Source organism: Neobacillus canaveralius, from assembly GCF_047237705.1.
Taxonomy (GTDB): domain Bacteria; phylum Bacillota; class Bacilli; order Bacillales; family Cytobacillaceae; genus Neobacillus; species Neobacillus niacini_K.
In genome coordinates this window covers 5,389,355-5,406,339 of the sequence record NZ_JBDFLL010000001.1, presented here as the reverse complement: position 1 = coordinate 5,406,339, position 16,985 = coordinate 5,389,355, and the positions used below count along the sequence as shown (strand labels likewise).

Here is a 16,985-nt window from a genome sequence, read left to right as displayed (position 1 = left end):
GGATGAGTAGGAGGTGGGAGTTTTTGAAAGGGGCTTTGGAAGGTATAAAAGTATTGGATTTATCGAGGGTACTGGCGGGTCCATATTGTACGATGATTCTTGGGGATCTTGGAGCAGATGTCATGAAAGTGGAGGCTCCGGGAGGCAGTGATGAAACGCGGGGTTGGGGGCCGCCGTTCCAAAATGGTGTAAGTGCCTATTATTTATGCGCTAACCGAAATAAGCGAAGTATCACCGTAAACCTGAAAACCGAAGAGGGAAGGGAAATCATTCGCACGTTAGCCAAAGATGCAGACGTAGTGATTAATAACTTCAAAACCGGTTCGATGGAAAATTGGGACTTGGACTATGACTCTTTGAAAGCGATCAACCAGAGGCTGGTATATTGCTCCATCACAGGCTTTGGCGAAACGGGACCATATCGGCATTTGCCGGGCTATGATTATATTATTCAGGGAATGAGTGGGCTCATGAGCATTACCGGGAATGATGAAAGTGGTCCAATGAAAATTGGCGTAGCAATGGTTGATATTTTAACAGGTTTATATTCTGCCATTTCAATTGAAGCAGCATTACTGGAAAGGGAGAAATCCGGACAAGGGCAAAAAATAGATATGTCGCTTATGGATACGGCGGTAAGCTCACTCGCCAATGTAGCAAGCAATTATCTTATATCTGGAGCAATCCCAAGAAGACTTGGTAACGACCATCCAAATATTGTGCCATACTCAACATTCAGAGCAATGGATGGAGAAATAATCATTGCAGTTGGTAACAACCGGCAGTTTGCCGCCCTTTGTGAAGTAATGGGAATAAGTGAAATTGCAGCAGATGAACGGTTCCATACCAATGAAGCAAGGGTTAATCATAAACTTGAACTCACGGGCATTTTAGAAAACCGGCTGCAAATCAAACCTGTCAATGAGTGGATGGAGCTGTTTTCGCAGCATAATATTCCGTGCGGTCCTATTACGATGATGGATCAGGTATTTCATCATCCACAAGTATTGGCTCGGGAGATGGTCGTTGAAGTGGACCACCCGGAAGCAGGTTCAGTCAAGCTAGTGGGCTCGCCCATTAAACTGTCAAGAACGAAGACAAAAATAGAACGTCATCCCCCGATTGCTGGGGAACATACAGTTGAAATCTTGCAGCAGGCGGGATATTCACAAGTGGAAATTGAACAATATAAAAAGAATAATATTATCCAAATTTACCAGGAGGCCTATACGCTATGAATTTTGAATTTTCGGAAGAGCAGGTAATGTTAAGAAAGATGGTTAGAAGTTTCGTAGATAAAGAAATTATTCCAAATATGAAAGAATGGGACGAGCAAGGGAAATTCGATCCGATTATTTGGAAACGATTAAGTGAGCTGGATCTTATGGGTGTTTGTATTCCTGAAGAATATGGCGGAAGCGGTATGGATTACAATTCACTCGCCATTGTTTGTGAAGAAATGGAAAGAGGTGATACTACTTTCCGTACCGCTGTATCTGTTCACATCGGCTTAAACAGTTTAACACTACTGCAATGGGGGAATGAGGAACAAAAACAAAAATATCTCGTTCCGCAGGCAAAAGGTGAAAAAATCGGCGCCTTCGGATTAACGGAACCGGGGGCAGGTTCAGACGTGGCAGCCCTTCAGACAACGGCAGTAAAAGACGGGGATGACTATATTTTAAACGGTTCGAAAACGTGGATATCCCTTTGCGATGTAGCGGATCATTTCATTGTGTTCGCCTATACGGATAAATCGAAAAAACACAACGGTATTTCCGCATTTATTGTGGAGCGCACCATGCCTGGTTTCTCATCAAAAGCAATAAAAGGGAAAATGGGTATCCGTTCTGGAAATACAGGAGAGTTATTCTTTGATCATGTAAGGGTTCCAAAGGAAAACCTATTAGGTTTAGAGGGCGAAGGATTTAAAATCGCTATGGCCGCACTTGATAACGGCCGCTTTACCGTTGCAGCAGGTGCTGTAGGCCTGATTATGGCGAGCTTGGAGGAAAGCGTAAAATATTGTCATGAGCGTAAAACTTTCGGCAAAGAAATCGGCCGGCACCAGCTTGTACAGCAAATGATTGCAAATATGGAAGCTGGATTGCAAATGAGCAGCTTACTCGTATATCGTGCCGGTGAGCTTAAAAATAAGGGAGTTCGTAACACAAGAGAAACATCACTCGCCAAATGGCAGGCTTGTGATTTTGCCAACAAAGCAGCTGATGACGCTGTTCAAATTCATGGGGCTTATGGATTTTCAAGCGAATACCCTGTTGAAAGATTCTTACGAAACTCAAAAGCACCTGTTATTTACGAAGGAACGAGAGAAGTCCATACGATTATGCAGGCTGAATACGTTCTTGGTTATCGTGTAGATAAGACGTTAAATAAAATGCTGCCGGCGTGGCCGTATGAAAAAGAAAAAGTTAAGAGCAGGTAAAGGCGTTCACAATGAAAGCATAGAATGAATGATAATAGACTTCCCTTGTTAACGGGGGGAGTCTATTACTATCTTTGATCGAACAGGTAAAATGTCCCTTAACGTCACAGAATTATTGATTTAGAGATTCATATTGTTTATACAAATCCTTTAACGCTGCAATTAGCGCGTGATTGGCTTTTCCTAAATAACCACTTTTTAACTCTTCGAGAGGCATGTCAACCCCATTTCTCAAACTATGGCCTTTTAGCAGTCTTGCAATATAATCTCTCCCATGTTCAGTTGCCAGCGTACATGAGGCATCCACAATAACCCCATAATATTTATCTATTTCTGCCGTAATAGTCAGAGTTTCATAAATACTTCTAGCTGCCATTCCCGAAGGTAACTTCGCATGTCCAGCGATAAATATGGTATTCATTCGAACACTCCCCTAAATGAAGATTTACTTTTAGAATAATATAAAATCGAAAAAATAGTAAGGATAATTACTGCACTCCATATAATATATAAGCGTTGTAGTGAATAAATACTGGAATAGCTTAGTTCCTTTGGGAGCTTGTCTATTTTATTTATTCGAAAACAAATAGCACCGTAACTACGGTGCAAATTGATATGCATTTTACTTTAAATTTTTAGTTGTAATTTCACCTTGGGAACCCGTTATGATTATCCAGGGTTCATCTTTGTAAGTGTTCTTATTTTAGTGGAATCCAAATCTCTGAATAATAATCAGGGCTTGATGGATTTCCATATGAGTAGACTTCTAAATCTGGTGTTCCTGCATGCTGATAATGACTGGATGGAAACCATTCCGAGATGATTTGTTTCCAAGTATTCTGCATAGCATCCGGCATTGCGCCGTGTAATTCAAAGACTCCCCACTTGGAAGCAGGAATCTCAAGTTCCAAAAGACCTTCAGGTGAGTCACCCTTATGCTCTGTACCGATCCAGTAATCCATTAATGGAGAACCAGGTGCGCGTTTATCGACGCATACTCCAAGGACACCTTTTAGTTGACCATTATTTAACTGAAATAATAAATCATTTGTTCCATCAACATGGACATCCTCCCACATTTTAGGGATCCTGGCTAAATTCTCCCCATTTTCACAGGAAAACTCGCGCTTTACACCGACAACTTTAAAACTCTCTTTTTCCACGATTTTGTAATTCATAGGATCTGCTCCTTTCAAATTCACCTGTATGGTCAGGCGGTTATAAGATATCAGCTTTCCCGTGTAATTACGTGCTTGACTAGGAGTTATTCCATGGTGTCTGCGGAAAGCTTTTGAAAAAGATTCGGGAGTGTCGTAGCCATATTTAAGGGCGACATCAATTATTTTACTATCAGATGTAGAAAGCTCTTGTGCTGCAAGTGTTAAACGTCTGCGACGAAGATATTCACCTACAGTTATGTCTGTTAGTACTGAAAAAATACGTTGAAAGTGAAACTCTGACACACTTGCTTGTTTCGCTATACTTTCAATTGGAAAATCATCAAGTAAATGTTCTTCCATATAATCGATTGCTTTCTGTAATGATTCTACCCATCCCATATCGCTCACTCCCTATGTACATAGTAACAACGTCTGCGATTTAAATCCTGTCATTTTCTGCTCTATTCTAACAGATATCATTTTTATTCGAATAATATTTCTGTTAATACTGATATTCTAAGGGTTAGAATTATCCCAACCTTTTCCTTTACTTCTCATTCTTTATTCCTGAAACGAAACTCACAATTTCCTATCTACAACTAAGTGAGGAAATGAAAAATAGTCAATAAGTCACTAAATATTATCCCAATAGGTGCTTAAAGATAATGAGAGTATGATATAAGTGGAGTAATTTTCCATAATCATTATTATCATTTCCAGCTGTTGTAGGTTCCTTAAGCGGCGGGGTGAAAAGAATAGGGGTTATATGATGCGTTTTTACTTGTGCTCGAAATGTATGCAGTATAGTGAGGATATTTCGGGAGAGTGGATCGATGGTAAGTTTTTTTGTGTGAATTGTGCTCCTCATGATTATAAAAATGATGAAGGAGAAAAATAAATACGTTACGAACTGAACCGTCTTTTTTAGAACTTATTAGACAAAATTTGACGAAAGAATTCTTAAATAAACGTTTAATTAAAACTTCTTCCAAGGCTCTTTAACATTAAACTTTTCCTTATTTCCTAGAAAATATTTTGTCGATTGGGGGAGTATCATAATCTTCTATCAATCTACATTCATAGACATAGAATTTGCACTTTCCAATAATCGACGTTTTTTATACTAATCAAACGTTTGGTTAAATATGGTGAGAAATAACCTAATTTAAAGAATATAATTCTTATTAGAAAAAATATGTGTCGAGATATGTAAAGTAAATAACAATAAATCGACATGTCCCTGTAATTCCTATGAAACAACCCTTTGGTAACCTATCATTATTATGCTGATTTTGATTAGGAGACCATAAAATGAGAAGGAAAAAAAGAAGAAGGCTGAAATGGAAAAATATAATAGGTTTATTATTATTTATTATACTGATCTCTGGCGGCCTTTATGGGCTTACCGTTTATAATTCTTTTAATAAGGCTGTAGCAACTATGCATGAACCACTCGATGACAAACAAAGTAATAAGAAGCAGCCTGAGGCATTAGAAAAGAAAGAACCATTTTCCGTTTTAATGCTTGGTGTGGATGAGCGTGAAGGAGATAGCGGTCGTTCTGACACGATGATTGTGTTAACAGTAAATCCAAATAATAATTCTGTAAAAATGCTGAGTATTCCAAGGGATACCATGACAGAGATTATCGGTAAGGGGAAAGAAGATAAAATCAACCATGCTTACGCATTTGGCGGTGTTTCAATGGCGGTAGATACGGTGGAGAGTTTCCTTGATATTCCGATTGATTATTATGTCAAAATTAATATGGAAGGCTTTAAGGATATTATTGATACAGTGGGCGGGATTAATGTCGAGAATGATCTTGCTTTTAAAGTAGAAAAATTTAGTTTTCCTGCAGGTAAGATTCATCTGAATGGCGAGGAAGCATTAGCTTTCATCAGAATGAGATATGATGATCCGAATGGCGACTTTGGCCGTCAAGAACGTCAACGGCAAGTAATTCAAGCAGTAATCAAAGAGGGGGCAAGCGTCTCAAGCTTATCAAAAGCTCCGGATATCTTTCAAGCGATTGGCAGTAATGTCAAAACGAATCTTACCTTTGAAGAAATGATTAGCATTCAAAAGAATTATAAAGAAGCAGGAAAAAACATTGAACAGCTGACCATTATATCAGAAGGGAAAATGATTGATAATATCTATTATGGAATTGTAACAATAGCAGAACAACAGCGCATTCAGGATGAATTGAAAGCTCAATTAGAAATGAATATAGATAGCTAATTTTATTTAGCTTGAAATTCCGAGTAAAGGACTGGCGATTATCATACCGGTCCTTTACTTTTTCTAAAACTATCATTGTAAAGAAGGTTTTTATTTACCGACAGAGAAATAAATCAAATACCTTTAGAGTGGAGATGAAAGAATATGTATATACCAAAATATTTTACTATCAAAGATGAAGAAGTTATCTATGATTTTATTGAAAAGAATAGTTTTGCTGCGTTGTTTTCTCAGCATGATGGAGAACCTTACGCCACTCATCTGCCACTGCTTTTGAATAAAGAAGAAGGTTTTTTATATGGACACTTTGCCCGGCAGAACGAGCAGTGGAAGGATATTGAGGGTCAGAATGTTCTTATCATTTTTCAAGGTCCCCATTGCTATATTTCACCATCCTGGTATGAGACCAACCAGGCAGTACCAACTTGGAATTATGTTGCTATACATGTTTATGGAGAATTGGAGATTATCGAAGATGAGAAGGAAGTATTTGAATCATTGGCAGACATGGTAAGTAAATATGAAAAACCAGATAGTTCCTATCATTTAGAGAACGTTAATGAAAATTATATAAAGGGCATGAGTAAAGGTATTGTAGGTTTTAAAATCAACATTTGCAAAATAGAGGGGAAAGCCAAACTCAATCAAAATCATCCTGCAGCTAGACAAGAACTAATTATTAAGCAACTAGAAGATAGTGATGATCAAAATGATCTACATATAGCACAACTAATGAAGAGAAATATTGAATAAAAGCCCAGATGCGATAATAATTAAGGCGGACAGTAGCATTCACTGTTCGCCTTAATTATTAGGGGAATGATAGGGACTGTTTTTTTACTAATTAATTTCCATACATAGAAGAATGAAAACATAAATATTAATATGAAGGGCAAGAAACATTCTTTAATAAGGAGGTGGGGGAAATTTGGAAGCAAGTGGAAGGAATGGAACCTTAAATCCTTATATCATATCCACTTTTCAGTCACTAGTTCATGCTATCATCCCACCCCATCTTAAACAAAAAGATTATAGTGGAACTGTTCATGTGGCCGGAGCACAGGAATTACATGTTTATGAGTATGTTATTTGGATATTAGATCATTCAATTGCTTTCCCTGTAAAAGAGCAGCTTAAGTTTGCTAATAGTTCCATGTCGAAATCCACTGCTAAATTGCTGGACGTAGGAGCGGCAAGGTTAATCCAAAAGGGGCAGATTCTTTACCCATTAAATGGAACCGCATATCCTAGCGGGGGTCCTTTCTCTGCACTTTCGCCAATAGATAGGTTAAGGGCGATTACCCTAATAGAACGACTAGACATTAATCTTGAAAACTTGAGCATTCCATACAAAAATAACCCGGGACTCGTTAGAAATATGATGGATGTACTAAATGAACTTCCCATGTTTGGACACTATTCAGAATGGACAGCGTATGGAACAACACGACTATTATCTCCTGAATATAGAAGAGTCGAATATTTTCCACCTGGATGGTTCCAGGCCCAATATCCAGGTCCATCCTTTGGATACCGGGATTTTCGGGGGTTCTTAGCAATCATCCAGCACAGGAAGGTGGATCATTAAATGGCTAATCAAGACGTGATTGTAATTGGTGCTGGGGGCGGAGGAGCGGTTATAGCAAAAGAGCTGGGTGAATTGGGATTAAAGGTTTTGGTTTTAGAAGCTGGTCCCTGGTACGGGAATAAAAAGTGGCCCACTCCAAATTTACAGCCTGGAGGAGTATCCAGTTCCACAAAAGATGACTTGGATGTCATGCTCTATAAGCAATTATTAAACAAGTTCGAAATGAATATGAATGATTTAGTTTCAGGAAGGTTTCGATGGGGCCCGGCGGATCGTAGTCGTCCACAATGGTTTCGTAACGCTAATCAAAAAGGCGTAATTTGGCAATGCTCCGGTGTTGGAGGAACCACCCAAACCTATACGGCTAACTGTCCCCGTGCCTATCCAGCGGCAATTGATAATGTCTGGCCGGTTTCTTACCTGGAACTTGTACCATATTATGAAAAGGTGGAAGCGACATTACCGGTGAACTTCGCGGCCACGACGGCAAAAGAAGAATTATTTTATTATGGTGCAAAGAAGGCAGGATGGAATTTGATTCCTACACTGGATGTAACAGGTCCAGGATATAGGCCGCAGCCGAATGCCATTTTGCCTCCCAATGAAAATATCACAAATCCAAACATCACTGACGAACAATTATCCTGGATGGAAGGCTGCACGCTTGCTGGGCACTGCATTAACGGATGTCCACATGGTCCATCTATTGAAAAAATTGCAAAACGGTCCACGAATGTCAGCTATGTGCCACTTGCTTTAAAGACTGGAAATGTTTGTATAAGACCTAATGCCTTTGTTATAAAAATATTAACAGAAAATAACCCGTCAAAAGGGCTGCATGCCATTGGAGTAACTATTAGAGATACCTGGACGGGGGAGCAGGAAGAGCTAAGGGCAGGAATCATTGTGATGGCTTCCGGAAGCATTGAAAGTCCACGGCTTTGGTTAAATTCAGGACTGCCTGATAATCCGTGGGTAGGAAGAGGGTTGGTTAATCATTATATGGATTGGGTATCCGGGATATTTGATGAAAATGATTTAATCCCAATATTGGGAACTTCAGATATTAACCCCTTTGTAGGGAATACATGCGGGGCTAGGATGGATTATCCCGGACTTGGAGCACTGCAGTCGGTTGGGATGAGTCCGGGCTTAACAGCTTCCTTCTATGCGGTGAGTGAGTCTGGATACTCTTTTTTAAACCAGCCTGGCATGAATGATTCATGGGATATAAAGGGGCGTCTATACGGCCATAAATTGGTAGAATCAATGGATTCCTACCGTAGAACGTTAAATATTTTAGTCAGTACCGATGATGAAGTGGACCAGCGGAACGGGGTTACTCTCGATCCGTTAATTCGTGACGAAAATGGATTTGTACCTGTTGTGAGCTACCAGCCAACTAAGCAGTCACGCAGGAAACGGAGTCAACTCGTTAATATAGCAGCAGACCTGTTAAGGAAGGCAGGGGCCAAAAAAGTAATTTGGACAAATTGGCCGGCAGGAATGATGATTCATATAGAAAGTACGATGCGTATGGGCTTCGTCGTTGATCAGGACTGCGAATCATTTCAAGTAAAACGGTTATATATCGCTGACAACAGCGTTCATTTTAATAGTCTTGGTGGAGTTAATCCTACCCTTACGACGCAGGCATTAGCTACTCGAACAGCGGAAAAAATATTTCAGAAGTATTTCCATTAGCATATTCATCTAATAAATGGATAAGCTACCAACATAATAATTAAAGTTTGGTGGGATTTCTTATATGAAAGTATTTGACCTAATTCAAGATATATTTCAACCATTTATGGATGGCGAGAAAAGACCTTTAAATGTGATGGAGGTTTCAAATTTATGGTTTTTTCTTTTAGGTACTGAAACAACGATGCGTAATGAGGAAATTGGCTATAATCTTGCTCAAGACCCGGAATTAAAACAAATTTTAAAGGATATAAGAGAAACCGTGCATATTCCGATTCGAGAAGAGCTTAAAGAGTTCCTCATGAAGGAAGGGGTCCCCTTTCCTCAGACGACGTCGGAAAAACCGATTGGTGATTTTAAGAGTATACCAGAGGGGGCTAAATTAAATGATGAAGAAATGGCTAATTTAATGTCATACAATTTAGCAATGGGAGTTAATTATGCTTCTAAAGGGCTTACTGAATCTATTCGAGCTGATGTTGGATTAATTTTTTCAAAAATTATGTTGAGGAAAACAGCAGCGGGTTTAACTGTAAAACAGTATTTGGATAAACATAAGTGGCTTCGGATTCCCCCTAATTACAAAGCATAGGTTTATAACGTAAATTAAGCCGCAGAAATTATCTGAGGCTTTTTTATTTGAAAAAATTAAATGCCCATTGACATTAATGTTTGGATTAACTAAAATTTATTTATTAATCAATAAATAAATAAGGATGGTAGCAAACGTGGCAGTACGAGAAGATAAAAAAGAAATCATCATAGAAAATGCTGTAGGGGTCTTCGCTGAAAGGGGGTATTATAAAGCCACCACTGCAATGGTGGCAAAGGCTGCTGGAGTGACACAGCCTTATGTGTTTCACTTTTTTGAAAACAAGGAAGAATTATTCAAGGCAGTAATCAATCGTGCTTTTGGACGCATCTATGATACTTTTGCTGAGGTTCAAGCACCTGCGGATGAGCTAATCGAAACGATGGGGCATGCGTTTGAACAAATCATCCAAACACATCGTGATGAAGTATTGATGGTTATGCAGGCACATGCCATTTCTGAGCCCGGGATTCGTGAGCATGTCAGCAGCTTGTTTCTCAGGATTTTTGAATCCTTAACTTTGAAATTTGATAAAGCAGGTATTCCAAATGCAAAGGAAACTGCTGCGCATTTTATTGGAACAGGGCTATTAATAACCTTAGCTGAAGTATTGAATCTGCCGCAATTAACTCATGGGAAAAATCATTGTTAAAAAAGAAGCGGGGCAACTCCCCTTTTTTTGAAGTTTTATTTATTGACTGATAAATAAATAAAGCGGAAATTTTTGTGGTCGATATTTTTTTGAAGTGCTATTTATTGATTGATAAATAAATCAAGGGAAGTAGGGATTTTTATGTGGAAGGTATTGAAAGGTAACCAAATTGAAAATGAACCCTCTGTTAAGCTTTTTGAAGGAGAACGAGCTCTTATAATCACAGGGTTAATAGGTTTTTTACTATCGGCGGGCATTTCTATTTTTATCATTTTTAACGACCCTATCATTGCACCAGAAGGGAATATGAGAGATGCTTTTTCTTTTAATGCTGCTATCGGCATGTTTATTCTATCTATCGCTGCCATCCTGCCCCTTGCGAGATTTGGAGCAAGAAAAAGAAAAGTGGTTCGCTGGCTCTTTATCTTCGCAAGCATATATTCATATACGATTGAAACACTTCAAAACTTTAGAGGCATTAATCCAAGATTTTCACGTGAAGGGACGTTAGTCGATATCGTTGCCGGAATGCTATTTGGGGTTATTTCATTAGTACTTGTAGCACTAACTATTGTGCTTATGGTTCATTTTTTACGTATGAAACAACCTCATGGACGTCCATTACTGATAATTGGGATTCGTTATGCATTTCTCTCAGTCTTAGCAGCAAATAGTGCAGGAATATGGATGATTCTTCTTCAAGACCGCCTTACAGGGGGAGCTGGTAATTTAATTGTTTTACATGGAGTAGGATTCCACGCATTACAAACGTTAATTCTCCCTGCCTGGCTTTTGGAAAAGGCACAGGTCAATGAAAAATATAAAAAGATATTGATTCATTCTGGCAGCATTGCTTGGATGCTCATGGTATTACTGTTAGGGATCCAAACTGCATTGGGGCAATCTGTTTTTGAGTTAAACATATTACCCGTCATTGCATTATTATTTTTCCTAATTTGGTTTGGAACTGTATGTGCAGCTAGTAGGTTTCTGATTAAAAAAAGAAGAGAAATCACCGTCACTGCTAAGGTACTGGATTGACCGAAATAAGAAGGCAGAGATGCTGGAGTGACCGTAAAGACAAATTCAGCGGGTCCTCGGTCACTGCAGCTTCTTGTATAATAATTTATTTTTTCCCCTACTAGTGCAAATATTGCTAAAATAATAAATAGAGTGGAAAGTGGGGGATTTCATGTGCAGACTCAGGCGTTTAAGTTTAAATTAAGCACGGTCATCATTTTCTTCGTTTGTTTAGTGGTACTTGTATCTTTAATGATTACGGATTTATTGATTAGTACTACCGTTAGTGAAAATATACGAAAACATCAGGAAGAGAAGGCGAGGATGGTTTCGAGGTCAATTGCAACCTCTCACCTTATTATCGAGGCATTAGAGGATGACCAAAAATCGATGGAAATCCAAGAGTATACGAAAAGTATTCAAGATGCAACTGACATGATGTTTATAGTCGTTATGGATATGAATGGAATACGGAAATCACACCGGGATCCAGAACAAATCGGGAAACATTTCGTAGGCGGAGATGAATTGGAGGCACTTAAAGGAAAAGAGTATGTATCAAGCTCCAATGGGACATTAGGCGAATCCTTACGTGCTTTTACACCCATCTACAATGTGACTGGTGACCAGATTGGTGTCGCTGCAGTTGGCATCTCCTTGGAAAGTGTAGAAGCAGCCCTGGGTAAAAGCCATCGAAGTATTCTCACAGTTACAGTACTAGGTTTGCTTGTTGGTATCATTGGTGCTGTTTTACTAGCTAGGTATATTAAGAGAATCCTGTTTGGACTCGAACCTTTTGCGATTGCCAAGATTTTTGTGGAACGGAGTACCATGCTTCAGTCTGTACATGAGGGAATCATTGCAGTTGATAATGAACAAACCATTACGCTGGTTAATCGATCAGCGAGGCAAATTTTTAAAAAGGCGGGGCTTCCTAAGGACCCGGTTGGAATGAAAATCCATGAGTATCTGCCTTCAACCAAACTTAATCAAGTTTTGGAGAAGGGAAAGCCTGAACTAGATGAGGAGCAAATGATTAACGGGGTTTCTATCCTGGTCAATCGAGTTCCGCTTTTTGTAAATGGCGAGGTGGTTGGGGCAATCTCAACCTTTAGGGATAAGACAGATATTAATCAATTGGCTGAGCAATTAACAGGTGTGAAAACCTATGCCGAAGCACTCCGTTCCCAGTCGCATGAATTTATGAATCGTCTCCATGTAATCCTAGGAATGGTTCAAATGAAGTGTTACGGTGAGCTATCTGATTATATTCGAACGTTAGTCGGCCACCACAACCAGGAGCTTGGAAACATTGCACAACTTATTAAAGACCCTGCACTGGCTGGCTTTCTTATGGGGAAATTAAGTTATGCCAGGGAAGAGCAAGTGGAGTTTAACATAGAGGTTCATACGACCATACCTGAGCCGGCAAACCCTATGATTACCCATGAGTTAATCACCATTCTTGGTAATTTATTAGATAATGCGATTGAGGCTATGGCTGATTCTATCGATAAAACACTTGATGTTACCCTTCATTATTCGGAAAAACTTTTAACAATGGAGGTTTTGGATTCAGGACCCGGAATTCCTGAAGAGATTCAAAGGAATATACTTAAAAAGGGGTATTCCACAAAAGGGGAAAACCGTGGCTTTGGCCTTTTTCTCGTTACAAAAAGCATTGAAAACTTAGGCGGAGAAATGACCATTGATTCTAAATCTTTGCTTGGAACAGAGATTCATATAACCATTCCGTATGAGGTTAAGGGGGGAAATCATGATTAAGGTTCTGATAGTGGAAGATGATCCGATGGTAGCTGAATTTAATAAACGTTATCTAAAAGAAATAAAAGGTTTTAGTTTATCTGGCATTGTTCATAAGGTAAAGGATGCCAAAGAGTTTCTTGAAAAGGAAAGGGTTAACCTCATTTTGCTTGATGTCTATATGCCAGGTATGAATGGTCTCGAACTGCTTCATTATATTAGAGAACGTAAGATGGCAGTCGATGTTATTCTCATCACAGCGGCAGCAGACAGAGAAAAAATACAAACAGCCTTGCGGCTTGGAGCAGTCGATTATTTAATCAAACCATTTGAGTTTGAGAGGTTTAGTCAGGCAATGGAGAGATACAAAGATAAAACTGCCTTATTTGAGAAAAAACAAGTTTTTAAACAGGAAGATCTAGATGAAGGGATTCTTCAGGGAGATCAAAGCCCTTCTAGGGAGATGACACAAACTTTACCCAAAGGGTTAACCAATAGTACGCTGCAGATCATTATTAATGTGATTAAATCGAAGGATGGAACCCTTTTTTCTACCGACGAGATTGCCGAAAGTACATATATTTCGAGAGTGTCAGTGCGAAAATACTTGAAATATCTAACCCAGCTTGGAGTTTTAGAGGAATCATTAACTTATGGAATTGGCAGACCGGTTTATTTTTACACATTAAAGAAGGACAAGCTAAATCAAGTATCTATGTATCTATGAAAAAGTGGCGATTGCCACTTTTTGTTTTTTCAAGAATATAGGGCTACGCCCACCAAGCCGGAAAGTAGAATGACATAAACTGGATTCCAGCGAAGTTTTAATAAAGCAAAAAGGGATAGTCCGAAGATGATAACTAAGCTTAGTGAACGGAAGGATAAATCAATGGTAATCAGGTTATTGGCTAGTACAAATTTAATTGCAGCAAAGATAATTAAACTCGTTACTAAAGGTTTTAAACCATAGAACATTTTCTCAACCACTGGATTATGGTGCAATTTTAAGAAAAAGGCTGCAACACAAATTACCAAGATTAGCGAAGGAAGTAAAATGGCAATTGCCGATACGAAAGCACCGCTTATGCCTGCTGCTGTATATCCTATTAAAATGGCACTATTAGAAGCAACAGGTCCAGGCGACATACCAGCAATTGCTATGATATTCGTCAACTGTTCTGAAGATATCCATCCGTATTCTGTTACAGCTGATTCAATAATAGGGATCATTGCATAACCACCGCCAAATGAGACAAATCCCATAATAAAAAAGGTTTGAAAAAGTTCCCACAACACCATTCCGTTCACCTCCTTATTCTTAAATCCCGGCACCCATGTAATATTCAGGGTCGTTTGCTGGGTCTTCTTCTTTACTATTCTTCATTTCAATCAAATAGCCTAACTTTTTCTTAATGGAAACGACGATTAATCCCGTGAGCGCTGCAAGAAAGATTGCTACAATTGGATGGATGAAAAATAGAGCTGGAACTCCCGCTGCCATAATGAAAAATGTAGTCTTATCAAATATCGCTGTTTTTGCTATTTTAATGGCAGCATACACAATGATTGCAACAATCGTAACGCGTATAGATACAAAGGCTGCTTCTAGCTTTGGATTATCAGCCATGTAAAAATAGGAAACTCCTAAGCAGAGAACGATTAAAAAAGTTGGCAGCGAAACACCAATCATAGCGGCTAAAGTTCCTCTTATCCCGCCAATTTTATAACCGATAAAGGTCGCTGAATTTACAGCAACAGCACCTGGAACTGTTTGAGATAAAGCAATAACATCCGTAATCTCTTCAGTTGTTAACCATTTTCTCTTTTCTACTATCTCTTTTATAATTAAGGGAACCATCGCAAATCCCCCGCCAAACGTCACAGGACTAATCTTAAAAAACGTCCAAAAAATCTCAAATACCAACTTCCATTCAACACTCATAAAAATCCTTCTCTCCACAAAAACTAAAGAAAGCGTGCTTTCTATGTATCTTGCACCATATATAAAGGTACCAAAATAAATAAGATGGGTAAATGGCAACAAATGTAATTTGGTGACCAACTTGGTGACAGGCACCGCCCGTGGACACTGTCCGCCTCAGGCGGACAGTGAAGGAAAGGGGAGAAGGGAATAAATGAAAAATGTGAGCCGGAGGGCTCACATTTTGTAGGGTTAGGCTGTGATTTGTTTTTTGCTTGATACCTCTTGGGTTGGTTTGAATTCGCCTTCTGTTTTGGAAATGACGACGGTGGCTACGCCGTTTCCGATGAGGTTTGTGATGGCGCGTGCTTCTGACATGAATCGGTCAACACCTAGTATAAGCGCCATTCCTTCTACAGGTATAGAAGGGAATACGGCCAGAGTGGCTGCTAGTGTTACAAAACCTGATCCTGTTACGCCTGCTGCTCCTTTTGAAGTCAACATTAGTATGGCAAGAAGCGTGATTTGCTGCCAAATACTTAGGTCCACTCCGTAGGCCTGAGCGATGAAAAATGCTGCCATCGAGAGATAAATGGAAGTTCCATCAAGGTTAAAGGAATAACCTGTTGGGAGTACTAAACCTACCACTGGCTTTGAACAGCCATATCTTTCTAACTTTTCCATCATTTTTGGCAGCGCAGCTTCAGAGGATGAAGTTCCGACTACCAAAAGGATTTCTTCCTTTATAAAAGCAATGAATTTGAAGATACTGAACCCGAACATTTTAGCAATACCGCCAAGAACGAAAACAATGAATAAAGCCATTGTAATATAAACGGAGCCCATCAATTTGCCTAGATAGAATAATGATTCAACTCCAAATTCTCCAATCGTGTAAGCCATAGCACCAAATGCTGCATATGGAGAAACCTTCATAATGATATTAACGATTCCGAAGAACACCTCAGCCGTTTTTTCAAAAAACTCAAGAACAGGTTTTCCTTTTTTACCTAAGTGGGCCAAAGAAGCTCCGAACAATATAGCTAAGAGAAGTACTGGTAATAACTCTCCATTTGCAAAAGCGCCTATAAAGCTATCAGGAATAATTGATAATACGAAATCCATAAACCCGTGACTGGTTTCGGCTGCTTTTTCTGTGTATTGGGAGATGTCGCCTTTTCCTGCTTCTGCGTCAATTCCTTTTCCGGCCTTAATAATATTAGCCACAATAATTCCGATTGCTAGAGCGATGGTGGATACGATTTCAAAATAAAGTAAAGCCTTACCGCCAATTTTACCAACTTTCTTTAAATCTCCCATACCTGCGATTCCAATGACGATGGTCAGGAAGATAATTGGAGCGATTACCATTTTCACTAGTTTAATAAAAATATCTGCAATAACCTTTAGTTGTGAGCCAATCTCAGGAAAAACAAATCCGACTGCAATACCAAGAAGAATTCCCAGAATTACCTGGGTAGTGAGACTCTTAAAATTAATTTTCATTCTCCACGCCTCCTATTTATGATTTTTGAAAACGATATCATTTTATTGAATTATCAATATATTATAATTCTGTGAACAATTAAAATAGTTTAAAATACTTTATAAATCGTTTTGTAATTAAAGTAAGCAGAAAGAGTCGTAAATAGTTTTTGATGGTAGGATAATGGAGGAGGCTGCTGCCATAGAAAAAGCTGCCTTAGGCAGCTCGTCTGAAAGATTATTGCTCCTTTTTACTTGCTGAGTCCTGAATAGAAACATTCTTCGGTCGTTCAGGATAACCTGCCTTGCCTGAATCATCCGGACCAGTTAGCTGGTTTCTTTGATTAAGGACCTTACCTGTAAATTCAATTGGATTATTTTTTGGCATTATTTACACCTCCATGAATAG

General features: G+C 39.0%; 17 protein-coding genes. 11 read left to right on the top strand and 6 right to left on the bottom strand.

Features of this window, described 5'->3' with window-relative positions:
- Positions 1-23: 23 nt before the first annotated feature.
- Together ABC255_RS26515 and ABC255_RS26510 are read left to right on the top strand one after the other, a co-directional pair.
- Positions 24-1,238, top strand: a complete 1,215-nt coding sequence (locus tag ABC255_RS26515) for a CaiB/BaiF CoA transferase family protein (protein WP_412998122.1) — start codon at positions 24-26, stop codon at positions 1,236-1,238.
- A complete protein-coding gene (locus ABC255_RS26510) occupies positions 1,235-2,446 on the top strand; it encodes an acyl-CoA dehydrogenase family protein (protein WP_412998121.1) in 1,212 nt (403 codons plus the stop codon). The genes ABC255_RS26515 and ABC255_RS26510 overlap by 4 nt, the downstream gene beginning before the upstream one ends.
- A 112-nt stretch (positions 2,447-2,558) precedes the next feature.
- On the opposite strand, the gene ABC255_RS26505 is transcribed toward ABC255_RS26510, so the two are convergent.
- Both ABC255_RS26505 and ABC255_RS26500 read right to left on the bottom strand, forming a co-directional pair.
- The gene (locus tag ABC255_RS26505) at positions 2,559-2,867 is read right to left on the bottom strand and encodes a DUF3870 domain-containing protein (RefSeq protein ID WP_412998120.1); all 309 of its coding nucleotides are present in this window, start codon (positions 2,865-2,867) and stop codon (positions 2,559-2,561) included.
- Between the two features lie 277 nt (positions 2,868-3,144).
- Positions 3,145-4,005 (bottom strand): AraC family transcriptional regulator, encoded by an 861-nt coding sequence (locus tag ABC255_RS26500; RefSeq protein ID WP_412998119.1) that lies wholly within the window; start codon positions 4,003-4,005, stop codon positions 3,145-3,147.
- A 912-nt stretch (positions 4,006-4,917) separates the two neighbouring features.
- On the opposite strand from ABC255_RS26500, the gene ABC255_RS26495 reads away from it, so the two are divergent.
- The 9 genes from ABC255_RS26495 (at position 4,918) to ABC255_RS26455 (ending at position 13,897) form a co-directional block, all read left to right on the top strand.
- Positions 4,918-5,850 carry an LCP family glycopolymer transferase gene (locus tag ABC255_RS26495; protein ID WP_412998118.1) on the top strand — a complete coding sequence of 311 codons (933 nt, stop codon included), beginning with the start codon at positions 4,918-4,920 and terminating at the stop codon, positions 5,848-5,850.
- Positions 5,851-5,994: 144 nt separating this feature from the next.
- A complete protein-coding gene (locus tag ABC255_RS26490; protein WP_412998117.1) occupies positions 5,995-6,603 on the top strand; it encodes an FMN-binding negative transcriptional regulator in 609 nt (202 codons plus the stop codon).
- 175 nt (positions 6,604-6,778) lie between these two features.
- Positions 6,779-7,438 (top strand): hypothetical protein, encoded by a 660-nt coding sequence (locus ABC255_RS26485; protein ID WP_412998116.1) that lies wholly within the window; start codon positions 6,779-6,781, stop codon positions 7,436-7,438.
- Positions 7,439-9,142, top strand: a complete 1,704-nt coding sequence (locus ABC255_RS26480; RefSeq protein WP_412998115.1) for a GMC family oxidoreductase N-terminal domain-containing protein — start codon at positions 7,439-7,441, stop codon at positions 9,140-9,142. It abuts the gene before it with no gap.
- Positions 9,143-9,206: 64 nt separating this feature from the next.
- Entirely contained in the window at positions 9,207-9,734 is a 528-nt protein-coding gene (locus ABC255_RS26475; RefSeq protein ID WP_412998114.1) for a DUF3231 family protein, read from the top strand.
- A 136-nt stretch (positions 9,735-9,870) separates the two neighbouring features.
- A complete protein-coding gene (locus ABC255_RS26470; protein WP_412998113.1) occupies positions 9,871-10,386 on the top strand; it encodes a TetR/AcrR family transcriptional regulator in 516 nt (171 codons plus the stop codon).
- Between the two features lie 153 nt (positions 10,387-10,539).
- On the top strand, positions 10,540-11,427 hold the full coding sequence (locus tag ABC255_RS26465) for a hypothetical protein (protein ID WP_412998112.1): 888 nt from the start codon (positions 10,540-10,542) through the stop codon (positions 11,425-11,427).
- Between the two features lie 153 nt (positions 11,428-11,580).
- Positions 11,581-13,191: a DcuS/MalK family sensor histidine kinase gene (gene dcuS, locus ABC255_RS26460; RefSeq protein WP_412998111.1), complete on the top strand. Its 1,611-nt coding sequence runs from the start codon at positions 11,581-11,583 to the stop codon at positions 13,189-13,191.
- The gene (locus ABC255_RS26455; RefSeq protein WP_412998110.1) at positions 13,184-13,897 is read left to right on the top strand and encodes a response regulator; all 714 of its coding nucleotides are present in this window, start codon (positions 13,184-13,186) and stop codon (positions 13,895-13,897) included. Before dcuS ends, ABC255_RS26455 begins: the two co-directional genes overlap by 8 nt.
- A 29-nt stretch (positions 13,898-13,926) precedes the next feature.
- Here ABC255_RS26455 and ABC255_RS26450 read toward each other — a convergent pair whose 3' ends face one another.
- The 4 genes from ABC255_RS26450 to ABC255_RS26435 form a co-directional block, all read right to left on the bottom strand.
- Complete coding sequence (locus tag ABC255_RS26450) at positions 13,927-14,469, bottom strand: chromate transporter (RefSeq protein WP_412998109.1); 543 nt, start codon at positions 14,467-14,469, stop codon at positions 13,927-13,929.
- 19 nt (positions 14,470-14,488) lie between these two features.
- On the bottom strand, positions 14,489-15,112 hold the full coding sequence (locus ABC255_RS26445; RefSeq protein WP_412998108.1) for a chromate transporter: 624 nt from the start codon (positions 15,110-15,112) through the stop codon (positions 14,489-14,491).
- A 231-nt stretch (positions 15,113-15,343) separates the two neighbouring features.
- Positions 15,344-16,597 carry a dicarboxylate/amino acid:cation symporter gene (locus ABC255_RS26440; RefSeq protein ID WP_412998107.1) on the bottom strand — a complete coding sequence of 418 codons (1,254 nt, stop codon included), beginning with the start codon at positions 16,595-16,597 and terminating at the stop codon, positions 15,344-15,346.
- 217 nt (positions 16,598-16,814) lie between these two features.
- Positions 16,815-16,964: a hypothetical protein gene (locus ABC255_RS26435; RefSeq protein WP_412998106.1), complete on the bottom strand. Its 150-nt coding sequence runs from the start codon at positions 16,962-16,964 to the stop codon at positions 16,815-16,817.
- Positions 16,965-16,985: the final 21 nt, after the last annotated feature.